The following is a 21,345-nucleotide window of genomic DNA, read 5'->3' as shown; positions in this document are numbered from 1 at the left end:
ACATGAAGATTGCTGTTGCAAGCGGAAAAGGTGGCACCGGGAAAACCACAATTGCTGTGAATCTTGCACTATCAATGCAGGAAATACAGCTTTTTGACTGTGATGTTGAGGAGCCAAACGCCAACCTTTTCCTGCAGTACCCGCTGGAAAAATTAGAAGACGCCATCATTTTGATACCGGAAATTAATGAGGACGCCTGTACTCATTGTAATGCATGTGCCGAATTTTGTAAGTTCAACGCACTTGCATCCCTTCCGGAGAAAATATTGTTCTTCCCATCCCTGTGCCATGGTTGCGGTGGATGTAAACTCGTGTGCCCTGAAGATGCAATTGTTGAAAAGAGACGAAGCATTGGCATTGTTGAAAGTGCGGCATCGAATACCATGGATTTCTACCAGGGAACACTTTCCATAGGCGAGTCGATGGCATCACCCCTTATAAGGCAACTAAAAACTCATGCCAAAGATGAAGATGTAATTCTCGACGCGCCCCCGGGAACGGCATGCCCGTTGATATCAACCCTCGAAAATGTAGATTATTGCGTTCTTGTCGCTGAGCCAACTCCATTCGGACTCCATGATCTCAGGCTAACGACAGAAGTCACAAAAGAATTGAAGATCCCAACAGGAGTTATTATCAACAGGGAATCAGGCGGATATAAGGAAATTGAAATATTCTGCCAAAGCCAAGACATCCCCATATTGCTACGGATACCTTATGATCGCAGGATTGCCGAACTTTATTCCAGAGGTATACCTTTCGTCGAGGAAATGCCGGAATGGAAAAAGAAATTTCAGGAAATGCATGATCAAATCCGGGAGGTGGTTTGTTGAAACAACTGGCCGTCATTAGCGGGAAAGGTGGAACTGGTAAAACTACCATTGCCGCCGCCTTTGTATCACTGGCAAAGAAGGCGATTATTGCGGATTGCGATGTTGATGCCAGCAATATGCACCTTGTCCTTAAACCTGAAATCCTGAAGAAACACGATTTTTATGCCCTTCCAACAGCATCCATTGAACCCACGCTGTGCATGAAATGCAACCTATGCAGGGAAAGCTGCCGTTTCGGAGCCATTGAGGAAAATTTCACCGTCGAAGGTTACAGATGTGAAGGATGCGGGGTTTGTGAATATGTTTGCCCGGTCAATGCAATTAAAATGCAAATTGAAAAAGCCGGAGAAGCATATGAGTCCGGAACAAGATTTGGACCGATGGCACACGCAAAACTGGGAATCGGTGAAGAAGCCAGCGGAAAACTGGTAACAATGGTGCGGGAACTGGCAATCAGGATGGCAGAAGAAGATGATTCGGATCTGATAATCATAGACGGTCCACCGGGAACCGGCTGTTCCGTGATAGCAACACTCACAGGAGCGGATGCTGCATTTGTAGTTACGGAGCCCACAATATCAGGCATTCATGATCTTGGAAGGGTGCTGGAAGTTGCCTCACATTTCAGGATACCTGCTTTTGTTTGCATTAATAAATCCGATCTAAACGAAGCGAACGTAAGGAAAATCGAAGAGAAATGCGACTTGTGCGGTGCCACCGTTGTGGGAAAACTGCCATTTGATAAAACCCCGACTGAAGCAATGATTGAGGGAAAGACCGTCGTTGAATATGCTTCAAATACTTTCTCTTCCAATATTAAACAGATCTGGAATACGATAAAAGAGGAAGCCGGATTATGAAATGCGCTTCATGTATCAAAAAGGAATGCAGGAACGGAAAAGATTGTACCAACATCATCGAAACACTTGGTTATCAGGATGATGAACTGAAAATCATGAAAATTGCATCTGCAATTGAAGCGCGCTATTACATGAAAAAAAACCGAATTGAAGAACTACTGATTTTTGCCAAAGAGATGGGTTACAGACGAATAGGACTTGCATTCTGTGTTGGCCTCTCTGAAGAAGCCGGAATTATAGCAAAGGTACTCGAAAAGGATTTTGACATATTCTCCGTGTGCTGCAAAGTATGCGGAATTCCGAAAGAGGAGTATAATCTTGAAAAGATGAAATCGGAAAATTTTGAAGCAACCTGCAACCCAAAGGCTCAGGCAATGCTCCTCAATGAAAAACAAACAGATCTAAACATTATTGTAGGACTTTGCATGGGTCATGACATCATATTTACCCGAAACAGTGAGGCTCCGGTTACCACCTTGATAGTGAAAGACAGGGTGCTTGCACATAACCCGGCAGGTGCAATTTACTCCGGATATTACCGAAAGAAAAAATTCGGGCTGGAGGATTAATGCCCCGGTTAACCGTTGTTTACGACAACAAAACAAATGGAAGCCTGCAGAGCGGGTGGGGGTTTTCCTGTCTGGTTGAACAGGAAGACAAAAAAGTACTTTTTGACACTGGGTGGGATGGACAGGCAGTGCTGGATAATCTTGGCCAACTGGAAATCGACCCTGAAACCATCGACATTCTTGTATTGTCCCACCATCACTGGGATCACATTGGTGGTTTATCCCACATCCTTCATGCTGCCAGGAACCTGAAAGTTTATGTCCCTTCGTCCTTTCCACAGAATTTGAAGTCTGAAATATCCAGATATGCTGAAGTTGTTGAAATTACGGATTCCTGCGAAATAATGCAGGGAATTTACAGCAGTGGAGAACTTGGGATAAAACCTCCCGAACAATCCCTGATAGTAAGAGGAAATACGGGATTTTTTGTTGTAACCGGATGTGCTCATCCCGGAATCGGGCCGATTCTGGAGAATGCTTCTTCTTATGGAAAAGTTATTGGAATTATCGGCGGATTGCACTCACTGGAAGAAATGGAAATGCTTGAGGATATCCAGTACATTGCTGCCGGCCATTGCACCCGGAGAATGGAAGAATTGCAAGCTCTTTATGGTGACAGGTACATTCCTATTTTTTCCGGATACTCCATCGATTTCTGATTCATTTCCCCAACCGTGAAGACCATGGAAGTGCACACATGCTGCATTCCGGCCCGAAACCTCTTGCATTATAGCCAGTCATTCCTCCTGCAACATTGTACACATCGGAAAAACCATGTTGCATCAGTATGCTTGCACCCATGCCTGAACGCTGTCCACTCCCGCAAATAAGAACTGTCGGACTTTCGGGATCCAGTTCAGCACAGCGGGATCTAAGATCCGGGAGATGGATATTGATTGAGGTCTCAATATGGAACGATGAGTATTCCGTCGGGTCACGTACATCCACAAGCACAAATTCCCCGGCTTCTCTGGACATTGAATGGAGTTCTTCCGCACTGAGCATCGTTACGTGAGAGCATGGAAAACCTGCCATGGACCATGCAAACATGCCACCCTTGAGATATCCCCTGATCCGGTCAAGCCCGACCCTATGTAATAAAACCGAAGCTTCAGTAATCTGATTATAGTCATCTGCTACCAGAAGAATATCCCTGTCCGGAGGCAGGAGCCAGCCGGCCCACATGGAAAAATTGCTTGCCAGATCAATATTGAACGCACCGGGGATGTGTTCTCCGCCAAATGCTCCAAAACTGCGGACATCCAGCACGATTGTGGAAGAGTCTAGGGATAATTCACGGAATTGTTTCGGATTGAGACTTTCGACATCCGGATAAGCAGAGAGGGCTGCTGGCCCGTTCCGGTTTATCTCGCTACACCGGCTGAAATGATCAGGAGCATCAGGCATACCTTTTGTCAACGATTCTATGAAAGACTCTTTGTCCAGATTTAGGGCATAGTTGTATTTCTTCTCGTAACCGATTGTGCTCGTACGTTTTGAAGCCATAGCCCTCCCGCAAAGGGAACCTGCTCCATGAGCCGGATATACTTCGCAGAAATCGGGCAATTTCATGAGTTTGTCATGAAGACTTGAGTAAAGTTTTCCTGCGAGTTCCTCTGCACGACCGGGAAATAAATCCGGCCTGCCTACATCTCCCACAAAAAGGGTATCACCACAAAAAACTCCCACAGGATCACTGCCTCTGGAAGTATCCGTAACAATGTAGCTGATGTGTTCCGGAGTATGTCCCGGAGTTTCAATTATTCTCAGGGTCATGTCATCAATATGGATTTCGTCGCCTTCGGAAAGTGCAACATACTCAAAATCACAGTTTGCAGAAGCCGGAGCATAAATTTGGGCACCGGTTTTTTCCACCAGATCCATATGCCCGGAAATAAAGTCAGCATGGAGATGAGTTTCAAGGATGTGGGTTATATTCAACCCCTCTTCCTCAGCCAGCGAGATGTAAATATCTGCATCCCTTCGAGGATCGACGATAGCACAGTTTGTCGTACCTCCAAGTAAATAGGAACTATGAGCCAGTCCTTTTGTGAATACCTGCTCGATAATCATACAAATTACCCCTTATTGAGATAGATTTTGTTTGGTAAAAGGATTGCTGCAACAAACCGGAAAAAGAATATATCCCAGCAATTTCATATTTTTAAGTCGGAGGGTACTACATGTTATCTAAAATACCTATAAACCTTGCCAGTGTCAGCAAAGAAAACATTGATAAGGAGATATTACGTGCAGGTGTAATTGCTGAGCTTGATGCCATCAACCTTTATGAGCAGATGGCAGAGCTGTCATCCAGTGATGAAATTAAAGCCGTCTTGCTGGATATTGCAAAAGAAGAAAAGACCCATGTCGGCGAATTCCAGACAATGCTTCTTCGCATGGATGAAGAACAGGTAGAGGAACTGGAAGCCGGGAAGAAGGAAGTTGAAGAAGATATTCTCAGTTGAGATGGTCCTTTTCCTTTAAGGAGTTGGAAAAACGGAAAGTCTACTGTCGGGAATTGACCCGATACTTTCAGATTTTTTACAGAAATTAGTCCTGTCTCTCATGATAGGAATACTGATAGGTGTTGAGCGAGAGCACCGGAAAGCTGATCATGAGGTTTTTGCAGGAGTCCGGACATTTGCCATTGCCTGTGTCAGCGGAATGCTTGCAACATTTGTGGGAACTATTATAGGTTTTAATATACTCCTGATTGCAGCAGTCCTCATCGTCCTCTGCGGAGTAGCTTTAATCTACCGTACCTACACCCTTCGGGGAAGACTTGGACTGACAAATGTAATTGCTCTCTACTGTACATTCCTGCTGGGTATTCTCGTGGCTAATAGTTACTACCTTTTTGCCATTATTACCGGAGTAATTATTACATTCCTGCTCGTCGAAAAACGTCCATTGCACTCCTTTGCGCAAAAGCTTACTGACGATGAATTACTGAGTGCATTGCGATTTCTTGCAGTTGCATTCATCCTGTATCCTCTTGTTCCGTCCGAACCTGTTTGGGGAATCATAAACCTGAAATCAACCATCTTTATCATCGTTCTGGTGATGTTCATTGGTTTTGTCAGCTATCTTTCGCTAAGGCGCGTAGGAACCGAAGGCGGAATTGCTTACTCCGGACTTTTGGGAGGATTTGTCAGCAGTGATGCAACAGTCGCTGCACTTTCAGGGCTTGCAAAGGAAAAAACAGGTCTTATAAACTCTTTTTACAAGGGAGTATTGCTTGCCACCCTTTCAATGCTCATAAGCAATCTTGTCATTGCATTTATTGTTGACACAAGCGGCAGAACTGCATATTTCATGGCACCTCCACATATCCTTATGGGAATTGCTCTGGCAGCACTTTTTATTCTGGGAAACAACAAGGATGGGAATGTCACCGAGCAGCTGGAACTTAAATCACCCTTTGCCCTGAAGCCTGCCTTTGAATTCGGCATTATTTTCCTGGGACTTCAGCTAATAGGCACTTTCGCAAGTGAGTACGCTGGAATTTATGGCGTATATGCCCTTGCCATCGGCGGAGTCGTCAGCAGTTCAGCAGTTACAGCTTCACTGGCAGCATTGGCGGTAAACGGAAGTCTCTCCTACGCTACCGCGGCGCAGATCGCAGTTATTGCAGGAATTATCAGCATACTAAACAAGATAGTTCTTATCCGCATGGTGGGAACCCCGGAACTTGAAAGAAAAAGCAGATTGGGGTTGCTTATCCTTGCAGCTGTGGGAATCGCAGCGCTTTTTGCATGGATGTCTTTTGCAGGAAATATAAGCTTCTGATTTTCAAAAGCCTTAAATAAACACCTGCATCTACTCTCCTGCATGGAAGAGATAACAGGGCTTGAGCTTTCACCAAGGAAAATAGATTATGTCAAGTACCTTTACCAGAAAGACGCAAGAGTTCGCACCAATGAAATCTCCGAGCACTTCAAAGTCGATCCTTCCACAATTACCAAAACAATAGCTGAACTTTCATCTTCAGGATATGCGGATCATACCCCTTACCGCGGAGTCAGGCTTACAGAAAGAGGAAAAGAGTACGCCACCTTCCTGATACACAGGCATCGCATTTTAAGCCTGATGCTTAAGCAGCACGGACTCGATGATGAAAATGCATGCACGGAGGCCTCACGTTTTGAAGGATACGTATCAAAAGAGGCGGTCGACAGGATATGCAGCTCCATGGGACACCCCACAATGGGAGTCTGCGGTGAAATTGAACATGGAAGTTGTGATTTGAATCACTGAGATTACTCATTCAGCAATTCACCAATTTTCCGGATTACTGAAATTGCATCTTCCCTTTTGACATCAACTTCATTGTTCTTGCAGAAATCAAGCAATTTTTCAGCCCTCTGCGAATCCAGAATACCTTCCTTTTCGGCTGATTTGAGGATACCAAGATAGCTTCGCAGGGAATAATGTAGCGATTTGGCAATTTTCATTAGTGCTGCACATTCATTTTCATCAACCAGTCCCGCATTCTGCGCCGCCAGAAAAGTTTGCCGGATATTTACAAGTGGCAATGAAACCGGCTCGAATGTATCAGGATTTGTTAATACCGCAACCTCGTCATCATCCTCGATAACGCCATCACGATACCATCCGTAGACGCTTCCAACCCCGATCATCCCATGAACATCAAGTTCGGAAGCACGTAATGCTCCCATGCTGCAGCCGCCTACAACAACTTTCCCCTTCTTCATGACTTCAAGGATTTCCCTGTGCCCCACTGCAGCCCGGTCAAAAAAAATGCCATCAATGATGCCGATTACATCATATTTTGCAGCTACTTTACCCAGATCCCCCCTGCGCACAGGTGGCAGGTAATCCACGTCCAGGATTGCCTTTGCATCCTCAAATGAAATGCTGGTCCCTGCAAAAATAACGGCCTTTTTTCCCATATCCTTACCCACACTTTCGCTCAAATTTTTGGCCTGCGTTTCCAGGGTTTGTCTTCAACCAGACCTTTCCTTTTTCCTACCAACCGTATCCGTTTGCCAACCCTTTCCCTGTCAAGGGTATACTGCTCGAAACCGGGAATAATAATTCTGACTACAGGAACCGGAATACTTTCCCTGCTCAAATCCACTGCAATTACCCTGTCCGTGATTTTCCGTAGGTGATTGAGAACGGTCTCAATGTTCTGTGCCGGAGTAGAGGCAGATAAATCATCCAACTTTTTCAGGGTTATTGTTTCATAACCATCCTCATACCAGAACCCGTTCATTCTTTTCATGCGATCGTAACCAATCTGCCTGACAAATTCTTCCCTGGCGGTGTCCTCACGGGCACCATGAATCTGCACCACACGGGACTGGGCAGCTTCGGAGAGTGCTCTGCGAACTGCAATCGCCGGATCAAGATGCGCACCGGCCCCCATTACAAGCAATGCGGGATCCCTTAGCTCAATATCATCCGTAGCAACAACTACTGTTGTAATCGGGCTGTCATGAGTAACCACCCAGAGCTTTACGTCTACACCAGCTTCCCTGAACTTTGAAAGGAGCTCGTAGTTTACACCGTCTTCCCCGGACAATTGAAGTTCTTTTCCGGGATTGCGGTTAAACTCGGCCATGCTGAGAGCATCCCTTTCGATTACTTCCAGGATACCGTGCAAAAGAGCCTCTTCCATGACATTACCTGCCGCAAGTCCATTGGTATTACTCCTGAAAAGCTTTGAGGAACGTCCCGGGGAATTATAAGGGTGATAAACCGCATTGGAAGGTACAAAAACTTCTTCATTTGAAAGAAGATCAAATCCCTGAGTCCATTCGACAAGGGAACCCGGACCCAAGGGTTCAGCCAGTAAAAGAGAGGCTGGATCTATTATCCGATGCTCTTCACTGGCAACTTCCGGCGATTCGATGAATTCCTCACCCGCAATGTTTTCGGAAATATTTGCGTTGAATCCTACGCGCTCTGCAAGACAGCGTTCATAGCTCTCCATAATGGCCGAAATACGAGCTTGCTCAGAACTTGCTCCTTTTCCGGAATAAACCGAAATTGCACCATCTGCCGCACTTGGCCTGATGGTTGAAAAAACAGGAATTCCAACCCTGTCCAGATCGGTGATATTGGCAACCCGGGTAACTCCTATGTTGTCAAGGCCTGACTGGACGAGTTCAAGAGTTTTCCCCCCGTCCATTACCCTCTGGGTGCCTTTGATGTATGAAAGTGAAGGATCAATCAAGATAGGTGACATGTGGAGGAAGTTTCCTGCATCCATTATAACCTTTACGACAATCAAATTTGCAAAAGCTATAAATAATATAAATACATCATATAGTGTTCAACGCAGTGTCGAAATGCATCCGGTCTGAGGGGACTTGAATGAACTAGATATTGTTTTTTAACTGTTGAAGAGACAGGAGGCTAAATAAATGAGAAACATCCTTAAAAAATACGAGATGAGCGGAAACGCAACTCCATCATACCACCTTGTGGTTGATGGGAAAATAGAAGATGAACTTAATGAGGACGAAAAAGAACTCTATCAGTTCATCGTAGGTGGAATGCAGGCAAAATAACCTGCAAAAACCTTTTTTATTCTTTGAACCGTACTGTTTTCCATGTATGATATTGAACTCATAAGGGAAGACTTTCCGGTTCTTAAAGACGTTATTTATTTTGACAATGGTGCTACCACCCAGACTCCTGTGCAGGCAGTCCGGGCAATGGAAGACTATTTTTTTAAATATGCTGCCAACCACGGCAGGGGAGCACACGGGCTTGCACGCCAGACAACTGAGCATTATGAAAATGCAAGGGAAACTGTTGCAAGATTCCTGAATGCTCCTGAGGAGAACACAGTATTCACCCGAAACACCACAGAAAGCATCAATCTTGTAGCACAGGGACTGCAATGGGAAAAAGGGGACCATGTAATCACAACTCTTGTTGAGCATCACTCAAACCTGCTTCCCTGGATGAGATTACGAGAGCAGGGTGTTGAAATGACCGTGGTTGAACCTGATGACTATGGAATCGTTGATCCTGCCAAAATTGAAGAAGCAATTACCAACAGGACAAAAGTCATCGCTGTAACCCATATTTCCAATGTTTTCGGATCTGTTCAGGACGTGGAATCTATTTGTAAACTTGCAGGAGAAAACGGAATTCTGTCAGTTATAGATGGAGCCCAGTCTGCTGGCCATACACCTGTGGATTTTGAGAAAATCGGATGCGATTTTTTTGCGGCACCCGGACACAAAGCACTGTTGGGGCCACAGGGAACAGGAATACTTTGCATGAAAGATCCATCTATTGTCAAACCGCTTAACATCGGCGGAGGCGCAGTTACATCTGTCACCACTACAAGTTATGAGCTTGATAGGTCACCTTCCCGCTTTGAAGCTGGAACCCCGAACATACCCGGAGTAATTGGACTCGGAAGAGCCGTGGAATACGTGGAAGAGCTGGGTGTTGAAAACATAGAATCTCATGAGAAAAAGCTTGCTAAAAAGGCTGCAAAGGGGCTTGCCGCAATAGATGGAATTAAGATTTACGGTCCCGAAGACAGGGCACCTGTAGTCCCGTTCAACCTCAACGGAATGCATCCCCATGATGTTGCACTGATTCTGGATGAAACCCGCAGGATTTGTGTCCGCAGCGGATATCACTGTGCAATGCCCGGAATCGTACACATGGGACTTGAAGGTACTGTAAGGGCCTCTTTTGGACCTTACAATACATCAGAAGAAGTAGAACTTTTAATCGAGACCATGGAGGAAATCGCCCTCCTGATCTAATTCTTTTTTATTCCATCATCATTTTTGTAAGGCTCTGTAATGAGTCATTGATTTCCTGAATACCCAGAGAAATGGTTTTTCCAGAAAGCTCAATTTCAAGGGATTCCCCACCTACCTTGCCTATAACTGCATAGGGAATACCATCCAGCATTTCCCCGACTTCTTCGGGTTCGGATGTTGTAAGAAGGGCACGGGCATAGGATTCTGAGAACAGTAATTCATCTGCCCTCAAACCGTCTGAAATTCCCGTAAGATCAACATTTGCACCCATACCAGAGCACATCTTACTGAGCGCAATTGCCAGGCCACCAAGAGACAGATCCCTTGAAGCATTGACAAGTCCTGAGCGGGTTGCGGAAATCAATTTTGAAACGATTGAAGTTGTGTTCTCGGGAATTATTGGAGACACACCTACATCCATACAATCAAGAAGAACGTGGTATTCAGAAGCACCCATCTCAGCCTTTGTGGCCCCCACAAGAATGATTGAATCTCCTTCATTCTGGAATATTGAAGGAGGTGCCATTGATACATCAGGAGTGTAACCAATTACCCCTAGAGATGGAGTCGGGAGAATTGCCATATTGAATTCCCCACTTTCATTATAGAGTGATACATTCCCGCCTACTACCGGAATTGAAAGATCCCTGGCAGCATCTGCCAGACCGAGGATTCCATGTTTGAACTGCCAATAGATGTCAGGCCTCTCGGGGTTTCCGAAGTTGAGGCAATTAACAAGAGCAATGCCTTCTGAACCCTTGATTGCAAGGTTCATAGCATTTTCCACAAGTGTACCCCTGCTTCCTTCATAAGGATCCAGTTGGGTGTGGCGAGGGTTGCATCCGCAGGAAAGGCCAAGTCCCTGTTCGCCGGAAATTCGCAGAATACCTGCATCAGCACCGGGTTTGACAACTGTACGCACCTGTACTTCGTGGTCGTACTGGCGATAGATCCAGTCCCTTGACGCAACGTTGTGTGAAGAAAGAATATCGAGAATTATCTGTTTGAGATCTTCTGGCATCTCAGGAGATGTTCCAACGTCACGTTTTTCCGGAGGGGTTGAAGGACGCTCAAAGGTAGGAGCACCTTCAGTAAGGAGTAAAATTGGCATATCTGCAGCAACTTCACCTTCAAATTCAACTGTGAAGAAAAGACGTTCGGTGAGTTCACCGATTACCGCAGATTTCAAATCATATTTATCGGCGATTGCAAGGACCGCATCAACATTTTCAGGCTCGACTTCTACGAGCATGCGTTCCTGAGATTCTGCAATCATTATTTCAAAAGCGGTCATGTTTTCCTCACGCAGAGGAACATTATCTGCAATCAGGCGAATGCCGAGTCTTCCCTTGGAAGCCATTTCGGATGATGCACCTGCCAATCCGGCAGCACCAAGGTCCCTGCAGGATTTCACATAGCCTTTGTTGACTGCTTCAAGAGTTGCTTCAATAACCAGTTTTTCAGTGAATGGATCGCCTACCTGTATGCTCGGGCGATCTTCAGCTTCCGAGTCTTCGGATAAGTCCCGGGATGCAAAGGATGCACCACCAAGTCCGTCACGGCCGGTGGTTGATCCCATAAGAATAATTTTGTTACCGGCTTTTTGGGCGGTAGCTGTCACGAGTTTGTCTTCTTCAACAAGCCCTACGCAGACAACATTGACCAATGGGTTACCGCTGTAGCTTTCATCAAAGAAAGTTTCACCGCGGACAACGGGGACACCGATACAATTTCCGTAACTTGAGATGCCTTCTACAATGTGCTCAAAAAGATAGAGATTCTTGGGAGTATTCAGTGGACCAAAATAAAGAGGGTCCATCAGGGCGATTGGACGTGCACCCATTGACACAATATCCCTCACAATTCCCCCGACACCCGTGGAAGACCCGTTGAAAGGATCCACATAGGAAGGGTGGTTGTGGCTCTCCATACCTATGGCAAGAGCAAGCCCGTCTCCAAAACGCACAATTGCTGCGTCGTCTCCGGGACCAATGATTACTTTGTCGCCTTCGGTTGTGAAACGTTTCAATAAGGGTGCACTGGAGCGGTAAGAACAATGTTCACTCCAGAGGTTCAGGAAACAACCCTGTTCAACAAGGTTTGGTTCTCTTCCCATCTCTTCTGTTATGATTTTCAGGTCATGGTCAGGTAACATTTGGGCGCCTCTTGTTAGCTGGAATCTGTCCTCACATAAACCGGACATGTAGATAAATATTTCTGGAATTCTCCTGATTAGTCAACGAGAGATAGCTGCTGACCTATCTTTAGTTTGTGTCTGGCAATTGAACCCGCAGGCATCTCAACCACATAGCTAACTTTGGTTTTACTGTTTAGCAGACCAATCCACGCTTTCAGATATCGTGTTTCCAGAATTCTCATGCCCGTATCCAGAAGCAGGACATCAATGGGAAACGGAACAAAAACCATGTGGAGACTTACCTTCTCAGGTTTCTTGAAAGTAAAAAGCATTGCATAATCTTCAGGGATGCTTCTCCTGAACATCAATCCCCGGCTTTTTGCAAGGAAACTGCTAGCTACCTCCACCTTTGAGGCTACTGCATTACCATTAGATATTAATAGCATCGAAGTTAATGCTTAGCATCTGTATATATAAAAATACAGGTGCTTAGCAATCATAATATATCGGAGGAAATACCCGAAAATGAGTTCAGAAATGTGTGCTGTATGCGGATTGCCAAAAGAACTTTGCATCTGCGAAGAAGTGGCAAAAGAACAGCAAAGAATTACCGTAAAGGTTAACAGGCGAAGGTATGGAAAAGAAGTGACTGTTGTCGAAGGCTTTGATGCCAACGAAATTGATCTTCACGAACTTTCAACGTACCTGAAATCCAAATTCGCCTGCGGTGGAACTGTAAAAGGCAGTGCTGTTGAATTACAAGGCAATCATCTTGGCCGCATGAAGCAGGTACTTATTGAAAAGGGCTTCTCTCCCGACCAGATAAAGGACTGAAAATCTTGATTTTCAGGCCTATTCTGTAAAATCTTAAACAAATACTATTTAAAAAATAGAAAGCAACCATATCCATTAAAAAGTGGATTGAAGGCGATTAATTTTTCTGGTAATCGCCTCCTTGCTAACAACAAAACTCTAAATCGTTAGCCAGAGGTAGTTAAATGCGACCTACATGCGAAATTATGGTCCAGAGGGTATTACCCGCAATACGCGCAGAAGTTGCCCGCACAATGATGATTGAATTTGGGTGTACGCAACAACGTGTTGCAGAAGTCCTCGGGCTTTCAAGGGCTGCAGTGTCTCAATACGTCAGTGAGAAAAGGGGAGCTGACGTTGGTTTTTCAGTGGAAACTCTCGCCCAGATACAGATTTTTGCGGAAGAGCTGCTTGAAGATCTGACCCCCCGGGAAAAAGTTGCAAAAATGTGTGAGGTCTGCAAGCAGGTCCAGAAATCTGGCTGGCTCTACAAAAACGCACCCGGAGCAGAGTACTGCTTCCTGTGCGGCGAGGAAGATGCTTGAGTAACAGGTGTATTCAGTGCAAGGGCAAAGGCCTATGTGGAAGACCCAGATGCCCGATTCTTGAAAAGCTTAAAACTACTTCTAATCTGTCTTTTTTACAGGAAGGAAAAAAAGATGTTTTTGGAGCATCCCCTCCTGCGGTTTTTGTCGGAAGATACGGCTACCCACAGGTAAAAGCCGGGCCCATGATACCTCCGGAAGTATCAGGAGACGATGCATGGGATCTTGAAGATCCGAAGAAACTCCTGAAAATGGGTATTGAGGATATCATTCACCAAAGATGCAGCCTTGTACGTGCCAGTACACTTGCCGATGTAAAGCAACCCCTCAACAATCAGCTAATAGAAAAAGCTCAGGAACTGGCCCTCTCCAGCCAGCCTGTTGATGCAGAAGCACGTTTTAACAAAACTCTGAAAGCAACGACCAGCTTTGATGGCGTGATGACGCCCATGGGTCCTGCCGGAAACGTGGAAAAATTCGACCTGGCGGAAAACCCGAAAGTCCCCGGAAAAGTGGATTACCTGACATATGACACCGATGCCCTTGCTAAAGACGCAGCCCTCGAATTATTCGATTCTGACATTGAAACCGAACACATTACCCGCCTCCTTTCAATCGGATTGCTTGGGCAAAAGCGCAAGCTTGTCCCTACCAGATGGGCGATAACCGCCACAGACGATATGGTGGGAAAAGAGCTGGCAAGACAAGCACTTGATTACCCCGAAGTAAGGGACATACAGGTTTTCAGCGGAGGTTGTCTTGGGAATCACTTTGAAATCCTGCTTTATCCCAGGGCCTATTCTTTTGAATTGCTTGAAATCTGGATGAAAAGAACCGTCTGGTCCGGTGCAAACTCCTGGGTAGGACATGACATGGAAGGTGCGACCGGAAAAAAGGGATACTCAAATCTGGCAGGAGGTTACTATGCCGCAAGATTACCGGTTCTTGAATATTTCCAGAAAACAAGACGACAGGCTGCCATATTTGCAATCCGGGAGATTACACCGGAATACTGGGCACCTCTTGGCGTATGGGTAGTCAGGGAAGCTGCAAGAGATGCAATGGCCACAAAACCGCAGACATTTGAGACCCTTGAAAGCGCACTTCTGGATATGGAAAAGAGAATTCATACAAGCCGGAGTGAATGGCAATCTCAGTCCAAATTGTTGCCATATCTCCAAAAACAAACATCTTTGTCACAGTTCTTGAATTAACCTGTAATCTATATTGATCTATATAGCAATATGAAACTATATAGGTAACATATATTTGCAAAAGATAGCTCTAATCCTCAGAGATATGGAGTTATACAATGGATATTTTTGACCCATTTATCATTATTTTAGTTCTTGCCGGTTTATACATGGCTTGGAACATAGGTGCCAATGACCTGGCGAATGCCATGGGAACCTCAGTTGGCAGTGGTGCGCTGACCCTGAAGCAGGTTATTATAATTGCAGCAATTTTTGAATTTATCGGAGCGGTTTTTTTTGGAAACCGCGTTACAACAACAATTGCCAAAGGAATTGTTCCCCTTGATGCAATAAAAGCAATTGATCCTCATCTGGTAGTACTTGGAATGCTCGCTGCAATCCTCGCTGCAGGATTCTGGATCACCTTTGCAACATTCTACAATCTGCCGGTCTCAACAACCCATTCTATCGTTGGTGCAGTACTTGGTTTTGGAATTGTGGCCTCATTCATGGACATCATTGTACTGAGTGAAATCAAGTGGGCCGTCATGGCAAAAATTGTAGGAAGCTGGCTCTTTTCCCCGGTCCTTGGAGCAATACTTGCTTACGCGCTATTCTCACTTATACGATTCTTATTTCTGCAAAGAGCGGATAACCCACATACTATAGAGAAAAAATTTGTCTACCTGCAAATCATAGCTGCCTGTTACATAGCATTTGCACATGGATCTAACGATGTTGCAAATGCTGTTGGGCCTATATACGCAGGACTTAATGCCCTTGCTGCCGCCGAAGGTGCCGTTCCAATATGGGTTCTCGCAGTCGGCGGAGCTGGAATGGTACTGGGACTTGGAACATGGGGATACCGCGTGATTGAAACCATCGGAACAAGGATAACTGAACTAACTCCCACAAGAGGATTCGCAGCACAGTTTGCAACAGCTTCTGTGGTGATTTTACACAGCTACAGTTCCCTTCCGATTTCCACCACACATACCCTTGTAGGTTCTGTGATAGGGGTCGGGCTTGCAGGCGGTCTTGCAGCTGTTGACCTTAGTGTCATAGGCAAAATTATAGCATCATGGATAATTACAGTACCTGTAGCTGCACTTACTTCCGCAGCTATATTCGCACTATTACTGGGGGTTGGAATATGAAAAGATTTGATTATATTCGTACAGTTCTGGATGTTTTTGCAAAGTCGCCTTTCAAGCCGATTGCAATGCATGCCAGCAAAGGCGTGGAAGCAACCCATGCAGTCCAGAAGGCATATGAAGCATATTGTGAAGGAAACATGGATGCAGTAGTTGAATACAGCAACCAGATTGATTCCATCGAGCATGAGGCAGATGTCATTAAACAAACCATCAGGAGTGAAATATCCTCATCCATAATGCTTCCGGTAAAAGCAGAAGATCTGCTTAATTTCCTCAAACCACAGGATTCAATTGCAGACGTTGCTCAGGAAGTCGGATTCTGGCTGACTTTAAGGGAATGTGAAATGCCCCAGGATCTAAAGGAAGAATTCGGAAGATTTGTAGAAAAAACAGTTGAAGCTGTTGACACGTATAAACTTCTTGTAGATGAGCTCGGAGATATGCTGGAATCATCCTTCGGTAAAAAAGACGTCAAAGAAGCCCTTGCCCTCGTCCCAAGAGTAGAAGAACTTGAGCACGAAGTTGACATCATCGAGAAAGACTTGATGACTAAAATCTTCAACTCTGAAGACGAACTTGGTGGAGCTGCCGTATATCACCTTACGGAGCTTGTAAAACTCACTGGCGACATTGCTGACAAAGCAGAACATGCAGCAGATCGCCTCAGAACAATGATTTTGAGAAGGTAAGGACCATCAATGAAGATTCGAATCTTCATTTAATATTCTTAACAGCTCAATTATGGAATAAGCCGCACGTGTAATACCCATACTGCGGCTATCCGTATCCGTGCCTGCCACATAAAGATTTGTGACAGGAGTTCTTATTTCTGCAAATTTGCCGTTAATAGTGACTGCAGCTTTTTCCGGGATTGTAATCTGCTCATGCTGCATTTCCACATGGTCCTCGGCATTTGGAACAGCCCTGAAAACGGTTTCATATGCCTTTTTAATTTCCGTATCTGCAGAGGAGTTTTCATCTATGGCAAAAGCAAACCCCACAAGCTGTTTTCCTTTTGGAGCAAGGGAAGCATCATAATTGCTTATGGGCATTGCCCAATAAGCATGATCCTTAAACCAGATTTCAGAGCCTATGTAGTCAAACTCTTTCAGCACCTTATCAAATCCTACCCACAATGTAAGACTCCTGCTGTGAACTATTCCATTTAGTTCATCCACATATGAAGTGGGCAGCTCTTCCACAAGAGAGGGTAAAGTACTTGCAAAACCTGTGTGGATGACCACGTCAGCAAGATACGTTTCATCTGCTTCCACACCTATAACCTTACCATCCTTCACCAGTATGCTACTGACTTTACATTCAGTCCTGATCTCAACTGAGTTAGGAAGGGAAAACAGGAGTGCATTTAGCAGGGCTTTGAGGCCTTTTCGAGGATACCCCTGTGAAGAGCTGGCTTTGTTAGTTGCAAGCCTGCCAAGAGATGAAAACTGGTTTGATACGCTATTAATGCGCCCCTGCAAGGATGCATGATATCCAGCAGGAATAATAGACTGGAGAATTGACTCGACTGCAGGCTTCTCAGGTTTGCCAACAATACTGTCAAACTGCTCCTGAGTCACACTATCCCTTACAAAGCTACTTCCGGTCAGTATCCTGTGCACAGAAGTTTCTTTCATTGATCTGCCGGAAAGGAAATGGGAGATGGAATCAACGAAGTCGTAGGTATCCTTTGATAGGTTTTTAGGCAAGGCATCGTAAACGGATTGCTTTGAAAGATCAAAGCCGAATGTTGAAAGCGTGAGTTCCTTTGTAAGAGCCTGGGCAATAACCAGCCTGTCTTTCTTTGGAAGGGGATCAAATACGGCAAACTCTTTCAGGTTGGAAGGAACCTTGACAAAACTCCGTTCTGTCCTGACGAAGTAATCTCCATAATCCTCAAAAATCGGGAGGTAGTCAAAATAGTTCTCCATCAGTATTTTTAGGGGGCCGGCCGCAAGATGGGAAATCGCATGAGGACCTGTGTCAACCTGAAAACCGTCGACAGTATAACTATTGCAGTTCCCACCTACATGGGGCTGTTTTTCAAGAACAAGCACTTTTTTCCCGTGTTTTGAAAGCGTAAGTGCCGCCAAAAGGCCACTTGCTCCTGCACCTATGATTACAACATCATATTTTTCCATTTCAATCCCCCGTTTTTTAGTCAAAAATAAGACAAAGGGGAATCCTGCCACAAAAAAGGCAGGAATCCATAGTTTCCTTTAAAAATTATTCAAAGATCTCCGGGACAATGCGGCGGGCAACCTTTTCATAGGTGCCTGTAACGTCGCCTTTGTCAAACCTGAAAACATCCTTATCAAGGGATTCACCGGTTCCTGCATCCCAGAAGCGGCAGGTGTCACATGAGATTTCATCTGCAAGCACAATTTCACCGTTTCTGCGACCGAATTCCAGTTTGAAATCAACAAGAAGCAATCCCTGCTTCTCCAGATAGGTTGTTAACAGCTCATTGATCTTCAATGCAAGTTCTTTGACTTTTGCAATTTCTTCCCTTGTTGCGACACCAAGTGCTACTGCAATGTCGTCATTAAGCATTGGATCACCGTGTTCATCACTCTTGTAATCCATCACAACAACAGGCTCCTTAAAGCGGAAACCTTCTTCAAATGGGTATTTGCGGGTGATGGAACCGGCAGCGATGTTCCTTGGAATCACTTCAATAAGAATAATTTCGACTCTCTGGACCAGCATGCGCTCATCATCCAGCATACCAAGATAGTGAGTCTTTATCCCGGCATCTTCAAGCATCTCAAAGAGCTTCTTTGAAATCTGGGCGTTATAGTAACCCTTCTTCTCAGCTTCACTCTTCTTCTTACCATCAAACGCGGTCAGGCTATCCCTGAAGTGGGAAACCATAACATCCGGATCATTTGTGTTGTAAATTGTCTTAGCTTTTCCAGAATACAACTCATCTTTAATTTCTATCTCTGGCATGGCAATCTCCGATACCAAATAAGCTATTTTCAATAATAAATTTACGCAAGGAAATGTCCGGTCTCCCACAAGAGAAGTATACATAAAAAGACAGATATATAGCTTTTACATTCATACCAAATAATTCTCTCTGAAAAATTTGCTATTGGTGGAAATATGACGGCTGTTAGAAGATCATATGACGTCCTTTCTGAGGAGAAAAGGAAAAAATGCATTCAAGAGATAATATCCTTGTTTAAAGATGAGCGTGATGAAGATATTGGCATCATTGCTGCTGAAGATCTTCTAAACAGCTTTTTGCAGATTGTAGGATTTGATTTGTACAATAAAGGCATAGATGATGCCAAGGACTTTTTGAAAAATCGTCTTGAAGATGCGGAGATAGACATTGACGCTTTACTAAAAAAGTGAACTTCCTTCCACCAGCCACTCAATATCGTTAGCATTTGGATTTTTCACTACCAGAATCTTTTTTGACCCAATGACGTCAGTGATTAGCTTTCATCATCAATGCTTATGCTATTAGTAGCCAATTTCAAATGTATACGTAACACAAAATGTTATTAAGAAAAAAATCCAATGATATGGAGGTGAGTAAAATGGATCCGGAACTTATGAGAATTGGCGTATCGTTGCCTGATAACCTCTTGAACAAATTTGATTCCATTATAATGGAAAGAGGATACTCTTCCAGATCCGAAGGAATAAGAGATGCCATTCGAAGTTATATCAATTATTACGAATGGATGAACGACATCAGTGGAAGGAGAGTAGGTACAATAACCCTGATCTATGATCATACCAAGAGAGGGCTTTCAAATGCTGTTGCCGACGTCCAGCATGACTACTCGGATCTGATAAAATCCTCCATCCACATCCATCTTGACAAGGAAAACTGCCTCGAAGTAATTATTTTTGACGGGGATGGGAAAGATGTTAAAGGGCTTGACGAAGGACTCATGGCATTGAAGGGTGTTAAATACGTCAAATTGAACACCACCCCACCGGCAGAAAAACTCTAAATTTAGCGCAGGACTTATATATTTCTGCCACCATAGATATAATTGATATTGGCTTGGTGGTACAATGCGATATTCAGAAAGAAGATGCCCTATTTGCGGAAATCACTTTTCAGTAGTCGAAAATGTGTCCCGCGAAAGAACGTTCTGTACATTAGCCTGCTATATGAAATCAGAGAAGCAGGCACTTGCACAGTAAAAACAAGAGACACTGTTGAAATCCAAAAATGCCTTTGCAGGCAATCACAGTAGGAGCATGAGTTCCTACTGCAACTTTTTTATTTGAATTCAAAGACAACTTATTAAAACAGGTAAACCCTCTCCGAAGGCAGAGGCTTGTTATGAAAGTATTCATATTTGTCTGCGGAGAAGGATTGGGCCATACAGCACGCAGCATGTCTGTAGGAAAAGAACTCGAAAAAGCAGGCCATGAGGTTCTTTTTGGTGCCTATGGGTATTCCGCGGAAATAATCCAAAAAAATGGATTTATGGTTAATGCCATACCTCCAGAAATCCGGCTTGTGGGAGATGGCGGATCACTGGACATGAGCACTTCTGTTAAGGAAAGCTTGAAGCTAAGACAGATTCGCGGCCTTTTCCGGGTTATGAAAATGGTTAAGCGCGAAAAACCTGATGTAATTCTTTCTGACAGCTACTACCTTGGAACCCTGTCTGCCTTAAGATACCATATCCCTGTTGTTCTGATGGTCAACCAATCAAACATGGAAGAGTTCTTCAAAGACGGATTTGTCTTCCGCATGCTTGGAAAAGCTGCCAGGACATTTTACAGAACCGTTTTTCGAAAAGTTGATAATATAGTCGTTCCGGATTTCCCAAAGCCCAATACAATATGTCAGCTAAACCTGGATTTTGAAAGCCAAATTGAGGAAAAAACAATTTACAGTGGGCCCCTTCCTGCAAAGAAACCGGATACTGTAAACGCGGAAGAACTAGCAAAACCTCATGTACTTTCCCTTGTGGGAGGATTCGGCTATCGAAAACCCATTTTCCTGAGTATAATTGAAGCTGCAAAAAAAGATTCCAGTATCAATTATACGATGCTCACCGGACCGGGAATCAAGACAGAGGATTTCGATGATTTACCTGAAAATGTTAATATGATGCCATTTGTTCCTGACCAGTATCCATTCCTAAAAGGCTCGGATGTGGTGATTGCACCTGGAGGACATACCACCATGATGGAAGCCCTTGCATTTGGAATACCGGTAATTTCCTTTCCAGACATAGGGCATGCTGAGCAACAGAATAACGCAAAAGGATTGGAAACACAAAATTGCGGATTCCGCATGGAGTATAACAGCAGTGCAGATGACATTATGAATCGTGTAAAGGAATGCATTTCCGGAAAACTCACATCCCCAAAAAACCTTTCTGCGCTTGCTCTGGAATTAGAGGGTGCCTCTGAAATACGAAAAATTATGGAAACTCTAGCGGGAGACAAAAGAATATAAGTGTATAGCCATCTATTCCTAACATACAACCT

24 protein-coding genes are annotated in these 21,345 nt (G+C 44.5%); 17 read left to right on the top strand and 7 right to left on the bottom strand.

Annotated features, from left to right (window positions below; translation table 11 throughout):
• Positions 1 to 2: 2 nt before the first annotated feature.
• From J2755_RS05265 to J2755_RS05250, 4 genes are read left to right on the top strand one after another with little or no spacing between them, the layout of a single operon-like run.
• Complete coding sequence (locus J2755_RS05265) at positions 3 to 833, top strand: ATP-binding protein (RefSeq protein WP_209680678.1); 831 nt, start codon at positions 3 to 5, stop codon at positions 831 to 833.
• Positions 830 to 1,693: an ATP-binding protein gene (locus J2755_RS05260; RefSeq protein ID WP_209680676.1), complete on the top strand. Its 864-nt coding sequence runs from the start codon at positions 830 to 832 to the stop codon at positions 1,691 to 1,693. Before J2755_RS05265 ends, J2755_RS05260 begins: the two co-directional genes overlap by 4 nt.
• Positions 1,690 to 2,262 (top strand): DUF1847 domain-containing protein, encoded by a 573-nt coding sequence (locus J2755_RS05255; RefSeq protein WP_209680674.1) that lies wholly within the window; start codon positions 1,690 to 1,692, stop codon positions 2,260 to 2,262. The genes J2755_RS05260 and J2755_RS05255 overlap by 4 nt, the downstream gene beginning before the upstream one ends.
• Complete coding sequence (locus J2755_RS05250; protein ID WP_209680672.1) at positions 2,262 to 2,921, top strand: MBL fold metallo-hydrolase; 660 nt, start codon at positions 2,262 to 2,264, stop codon at positions 2,919 to 2,921. The genes J2755_RS05255 and J2755_RS05250 overlap by 1 nt, the downstream gene beginning before the upstream one ends.
• A 1-nt stretch (position 2,922) precedes the next feature.
• On the opposite strand, the gene J2755_RS05245 is transcribed toward J2755_RS05250, so the two are convergent.
• Complete coding sequence (locus tag J2755_RS05245) at positions 2,923 to 4,335, bottom strand: MBL fold metallo-hydrolase (RefSeq protein ID WP_209680670.1); 1,413 nt, start codon at positions 4,333 to 4,335, stop codon at positions 2,923 to 2,925.
• Between the two features lie 110 nt (positions 4,336 to 4,445).
• Here J2755_RS05245 and J2755_RS05240 point away from each other — a divergent pair, with 110 nt between their 5' ends.
• The 3 genes from J2755_RS05240 (at position 4,446) to J2755_RS05230 (ending at position 6,522) form a co-directional block, all read left to right on the top strand.
• Positions 4,446 to 4,730: a ferritin family protein gene (locus J2755_RS05240; protein WP_209680668.1), complete on the top strand. Its 285-nt coding sequence runs from the start codon at positions 4,446 to 4,448 to the stop codon at positions 4,728 to 4,730.
• A 100-nt stretch (positions 4,731 to 4,830) separates the two neighbouring features.
• On the top strand, positions 4,831 to 6,054 hold the full coding sequence (locus J2755_RS05235) for an MgtC/SapB family protein (RefSeq protein WP_209680666.1): 1,224 nt from the start codon (positions 4,831 to 4,833) through the stop codon (positions 6,052 to 6,054).
• Positions 6,055 to 6,096: 42 nt separating this feature from the next.
• Positions 6,097 to 6,522: a metal-dependent transcriptional regulator gene (locus tag J2755_RS05230; protein ID WP_209680664.1), complete on the top strand. Its 426-nt coding sequence runs from the start codon at positions 6,097 to 6,099 to the stop codon at positions 6,520 to 6,522.
• A 2-nt stretch (positions 6,523 to 6,524) separates the two neighbouring features.
• On the opposite strand, the gene J2755_RS05225 is transcribed toward J2755_RS05230, so the two are convergent.
• Together J2755_RS05225 and J2755_RS05220 are read right to left on the bottom strand one after the other, a co-directional pair.
• Entirely contained in the window at positions 6,525 to 7,178 is a 654-nt protein-coding gene (locus J2755_RS05225; RefSeq protein WP_209681410.1) for a TfuA-related McrA-glycine thioamidation protein, read from the bottom strand.
• A 20-nt stretch (positions 7,179 to 7,198) separates the two neighbouring features.
• Positions 7,199 to 8,479: a YcaO-related McrA-glycine thioamidation protein gene (locus J2755_RS05220; RefSeq protein ID WP_209680662.1), complete on the bottom strand. Its 1,281-nt coding sequence runs from the start codon at positions 8,477 to 8,479 to the stop codon at positions 7,199 to 7,201.
• Positions 8,480 to 8,657: 178 nt separating this feature from the next.
• Here J2755_RS05220 and J2755_RS05215 point away from each other — a divergent pair, with 178 nt between their 5' ends.
• Together J2755_RS05215 and J2755_RS05210 are read left to right on the top strand one after the other, a co-directional pair.
• The gene (locus tag J2755_RS05215; protein ID WP_209680660.1) at positions 8,658 to 8,804 is read left to right on the top strand and encodes a hypothetical protein; all 147 of its coding nucleotides are present in this window, start codon (positions 8,658 to 8,660) and stop codon (positions 8,802 to 8,804) included.
• Between the two features lie 42 nt (positions 8,805 to 8,846).
• Entirely contained in the window at positions 8,847 to 10,025 is a 1,179-nt protein-coding gene (locus J2755_RS05210; RefSeq protein ID WP_209680658.1) for a cysteine desulfurase, read from the top strand.
• Between the two features lie 7 nt (positions 10,026 to 10,032).
• Here J2755_RS05210 and purL read toward each other — a convergent pair whose 3' ends face one another.
• Together purL and J2755_RS05200 are read right to left on the bottom strand one after the other, a co-directional pair.
• Positions 10,033 to 12,180: a phosphoribosylformylglycinamidine synthase subunit PurL gene (gene purL, locus J2755_RS05205; RefSeq protein ID WP_209680656.1), complete on the bottom strand. Its 2,148-nt coding sequence runs from the start codon at positions 12,178 to 12,180 to the stop codon at positions 10,033 to 10,035.
• 77 nt (positions 12,181 to 12,257) lie between these two features.
• On the bottom strand, positions 12,258 to 12,608 hold the full coding sequence (locus J2755_RS05200) for a DUF192 domain-containing protein (protein ID WP_209680655.1): 351 nt from the start codon (positions 12,606 to 12,608) through the stop codon (positions 12,258 to 12,260).
• A 79-nt stretch (positions 12,609 to 12,687) separates the two neighbouring features.
• On the opposite strand from J2755_RS05200, the gene yciH reads away from it, so the two are divergent.
• From yciH to J2755_RS05175, 5 genes are all read left to right on the top strand, one after another.
• Positions 12,688 to 12,996: a stress response translation initiation inhibitor YciH gene (gene yciH, locus J2755_RS05195; RefSeq protein ID WP_209680654.1), complete on the top strand. Its 309-nt coding sequence runs from the start codon at positions 12,688 to 12,690 to the stop codon at positions 12,994 to 12,996.
• A gap of 164 nt (positions 12,997 to 13,160) precedes the next feature.
• Positions 13,161 to 13,520 (top strand): transcriptional regulator, encoded by a 360-nt coding sequence (locus J2755_RS05190; protein ID WP_209680653.1) that lies wholly within the window; start codon positions 13,161 to 13,163, stop codon positions 13,518 to 13,520.
• A complete protein-coding gene (locus tag J2755_RS05185; protein WP_209680652.1) occupies positions 13,517 to 14,734 on the top strand; it encodes an Nre family DNA repair protein in 1,218 nt (405 codons plus the stop codon). The genes J2755_RS05190 and J2755_RS05185 overlap by 4 nt, the downstream gene beginning before the upstream one ends.
• Positions 14,735 to 14,832: 98 nt before the next feature.
• Positions 14,833 to 15,870, top strand: a complete 1,038-nt coding sequence (locus J2755_RS05180) for an inorganic phosphate transporter (protein WP_209680651.1) — start codon at positions 14,833 to 14,835, stop codon at positions 15,868 to 15,870.
• The gene (locus J2755_RS05175) at positions 15,867 to 16,559 is read left to right on the top strand and encodes a TIGR00153 family protein (RefSeq protein ID WP_209680650.1); all 693 of its coding nucleotides are present in this window, start codon (positions 15,867 to 15,869) and stop codon (positions 16,557 to 16,559) included. Before J2755_RS05180 ends, J2755_RS05175 begins: the two co-directional genes overlap by 4 nt.
• A 6-nt stretch (positions 16,560 to 16,565) precedes the next feature.
• On the opposite strand, the gene J2755_RS05170 is transcribed toward J2755_RS05175, so the two are convergent.
• The gene (locus J2755_RS05170) at positions 16,566 to 18,011 is read right to left on the bottom strand and encodes a phytoene desaturase family protein (RefSeq protein ID WP_209680649.1); all 1,446 of its coding nucleotides are present in this window, start codon (positions 18,009 to 18,011) and stop codon (positions 16,566 to 16,568) included.
• 85 nt (positions 18,012 to 18,096) lie between these two features.
• Positions 18,097 to 18,822: a phosphoribosylaminoimidazolesuccinocarboxamide synthase gene (purC, locus tag J2755_RS05165; protein WP_209680648.1), complete on the bottom strand. Its 726-nt coding sequence runs from the start codon at positions 18,820 to 18,822 to the stop codon at positions 18,097 to 18,099.
• 156 nt (positions 18,823 to 18,978) lie between these two features.
• Here purC and J2755_RS05160 point away from each other — a divergent pair, with 156 nt between their 5' ends.
• From J2755_RS05160 to J2755_RS05150, 3 genes are all read left to right on the top strand, one after another.
• On the top strand, positions 18,979 to 19,233 hold the full coding sequence (locus J2755_RS05160) for a DUF2164 family protein (protein WP_209680646.1): 255 nt from the start codon (positions 18,979 to 18,981) through the stop codon (positions 19,231 to 19,233).
• A 188-nt stretch (positions 19,234 to 19,421) separates the two neighbouring features.
• A complete protein-coding gene (gene nikR, locus J2755_RS05155; protein WP_209680644.1) occupies positions 19,422 to 19,844 on the top strand; it encodes a nickel-responsive transcriptional regulator NikR in 423 nt (140 codons plus the stop codon).
• A 338-nt stretch (positions 19,845 to 20,182) separates the two neighbouring features.
• Positions 20,183 to 21,313 carry a UDP-N-acetylglucosamine--N-acetylmuramyl-(pentapeptide) pyrophosphoryl-undecaprenol N-acetylglucosamine transferase gene (locus J2755_RS05150; RefSeq protein ID WP_209680642.1) on the top strand — a complete coding sequence of 377 codons (1,131 nt, stop codon included), beginning with the start codon at positions 20,183 to 20,185 and terminating at the stop codon, positions 21,311 to 21,313.
• The last annotated feature ends 32 nt before the right edge of the window (positions 21,314 to 21,345 follow it).

This window comes from Methanohalophilus levihalophilus, assembly GCF_017874375.1.
Lineage (GTDB): Archaea > Halobacteriota > Methanosarcinia > Methanosarcinales > Methanosarcinaceae > Methanohalophilus > Methanohalophilus levihalophilus.
Note: the sequence above shows the minus strand (reverse complement) of the source record. Positions and strands in the feature narration are given on the sequence as shown.

Bases quoted from the DNA above. Each gene is read 5' to 3' on its own strand.
- J2755_RS05245 (WP_209680670.1), bottom strand. From the start codon at position 4,335: ATGATTATCGAGCAGGTATTCACAAAAGGACTGGCTCATAGTTCCTAT.
- J2755_RS05150 (WP_209680642.1), top strand. From the start codon at position 20,183: ATGAAAGTATTCATATTTGTCTGCGGAGAAGGATTGGGCCATACAGCA.
- J2755_RS05265 (WP_209680678.1), top strand. From the start codon at position 3: ATGAAGATTGCTGTTGCAAGCGGAAAAGGTGGCACCGGGAAAACCACA.
- J2755_RS05170 (WP_209680649.1), bottom strand. From the start codon at position 18,011: ATGGAAAAATATGATGTTGTAATCATAGGTGCAGGAGCAAGTGGCCTT.
- nikR (WP_209680644.1), top strand. From the start codon at position 19,422: ATGGATCCGGAACTTATGAGAATTGGCGTATCGTTGCCTGATAACCTC.
- J2755_RS05250 (WP_209680672.1), top strand. From the start codon at position 2,262: ATGCCCCGGTTAACCGTTGTTTACGACAACAAAACAAATGGAAGCCTG.
- J2755_RS05180 (WP_209680651.1), top strand. From the start codon at position 14,833: ATGGATATTTTTGACCCATTTATCATTATTTTAGTTCTTGCCGGTTTA.
- J2755_RS05225 (WP_209681410.1), bottom strand. From the start codon at position 7,178: ATGGGAAAAAAGGCCGTTATTTTTGCAGGGACCAGCATTTCATTTGAG.
- J2755_RS05230 (WP_209680664.1), top strand. From the start codon at position 6,097: ATGGAAGAGATAACAGGGCTTGAGCTTTCACCAAGGAAAATAGATTAT.
- J2755_RS05200 (WP_209680655.1), bottom strand. From the start codon at position 12,608: ATGCTATTAATATCTAATGGTAATGCAGTAGCCTCAAAGGTGGAGGTA.
- purL (WP_209680656.1), bottom strand. From the start codon at position 12,180: ATGTTACCTGACCATGACCTGAAAATCATAACAGAAGAGATGGGAAGA.
- J2755_RS05175 (WP_209680650.1), top strand. From the start codon at position 15,867: ATGAAAAGATTTGATTATATTCGTACAGTTCTGGATGTTTTTGCAAAG.
- J2755_RS05210 (WP_209680658.1), top strand. From the start codon at position 8,847: ATGTATGATATTGAACTCATAAGGGAAGACTTTCCGGTTCTTAAAGAC.
- J2755_RS05255 (WP_209680674.1), top strand. From the start codon at position 1,690: ATGAAATGCGCTTCATGTATCAAAAAGGAATGCAGGAACGGAAAAGAT.
- J2755_RS05235 (WP_209680666.1), top strand. From the start codon at position 4,831: ATGATAGGAATACTGATAGGTGTTGAGCGAGAGCACCGGAAAGCTGAT.
- J2755_RS05215 (WP_209680660.1), top strand. From the start codon at position 8,658: ATGAGAAACATCCTTAAAAAATACGAGATGAGCGGAAACGCAACTCCA.
- J2755_RS05220 (WP_209680662.1), bottom strand. From the start codon at position 8,479: ATGTCACCTATCTTGATTGATCCTTCACTTTCATACATCAAAGGCACC.
- J2755_RS05240 (WP_209680668.1), top strand. From the start codon at position 4,446: ATGTTATCTAAAATACCTATAAACCTTGCCAGTGTCAGCAAAGAAAAC.
- J2755_RS05190 (WP_209680653.1), top strand. From the start codon at position 13,161: ATGCGACCTACATGCGAAATTATGGTCCAGAGGGTATTACCCGCAATA.
- purC (WP_209680648.1), bottom strand. From the start codon at position 18,822: ATGCCAGAGATAGAAATTAAAGATGAGTTGTATTCTGGAAAAGCTAAG.
- yciH (WP_209680654.1), top strand. From the start codon at position 12,688: ATGAGTTCAGAAATGTGTGCTGTATGCGGATTGCCAAAAGAACTTTGC.
- J2755_RS05160 (WP_209680646.1), top strand. From the start codon at position 18,979: ATGACGGCTGTTAGAAGATCATATGACGTCCTTTCTGAGGAGAAAAGG.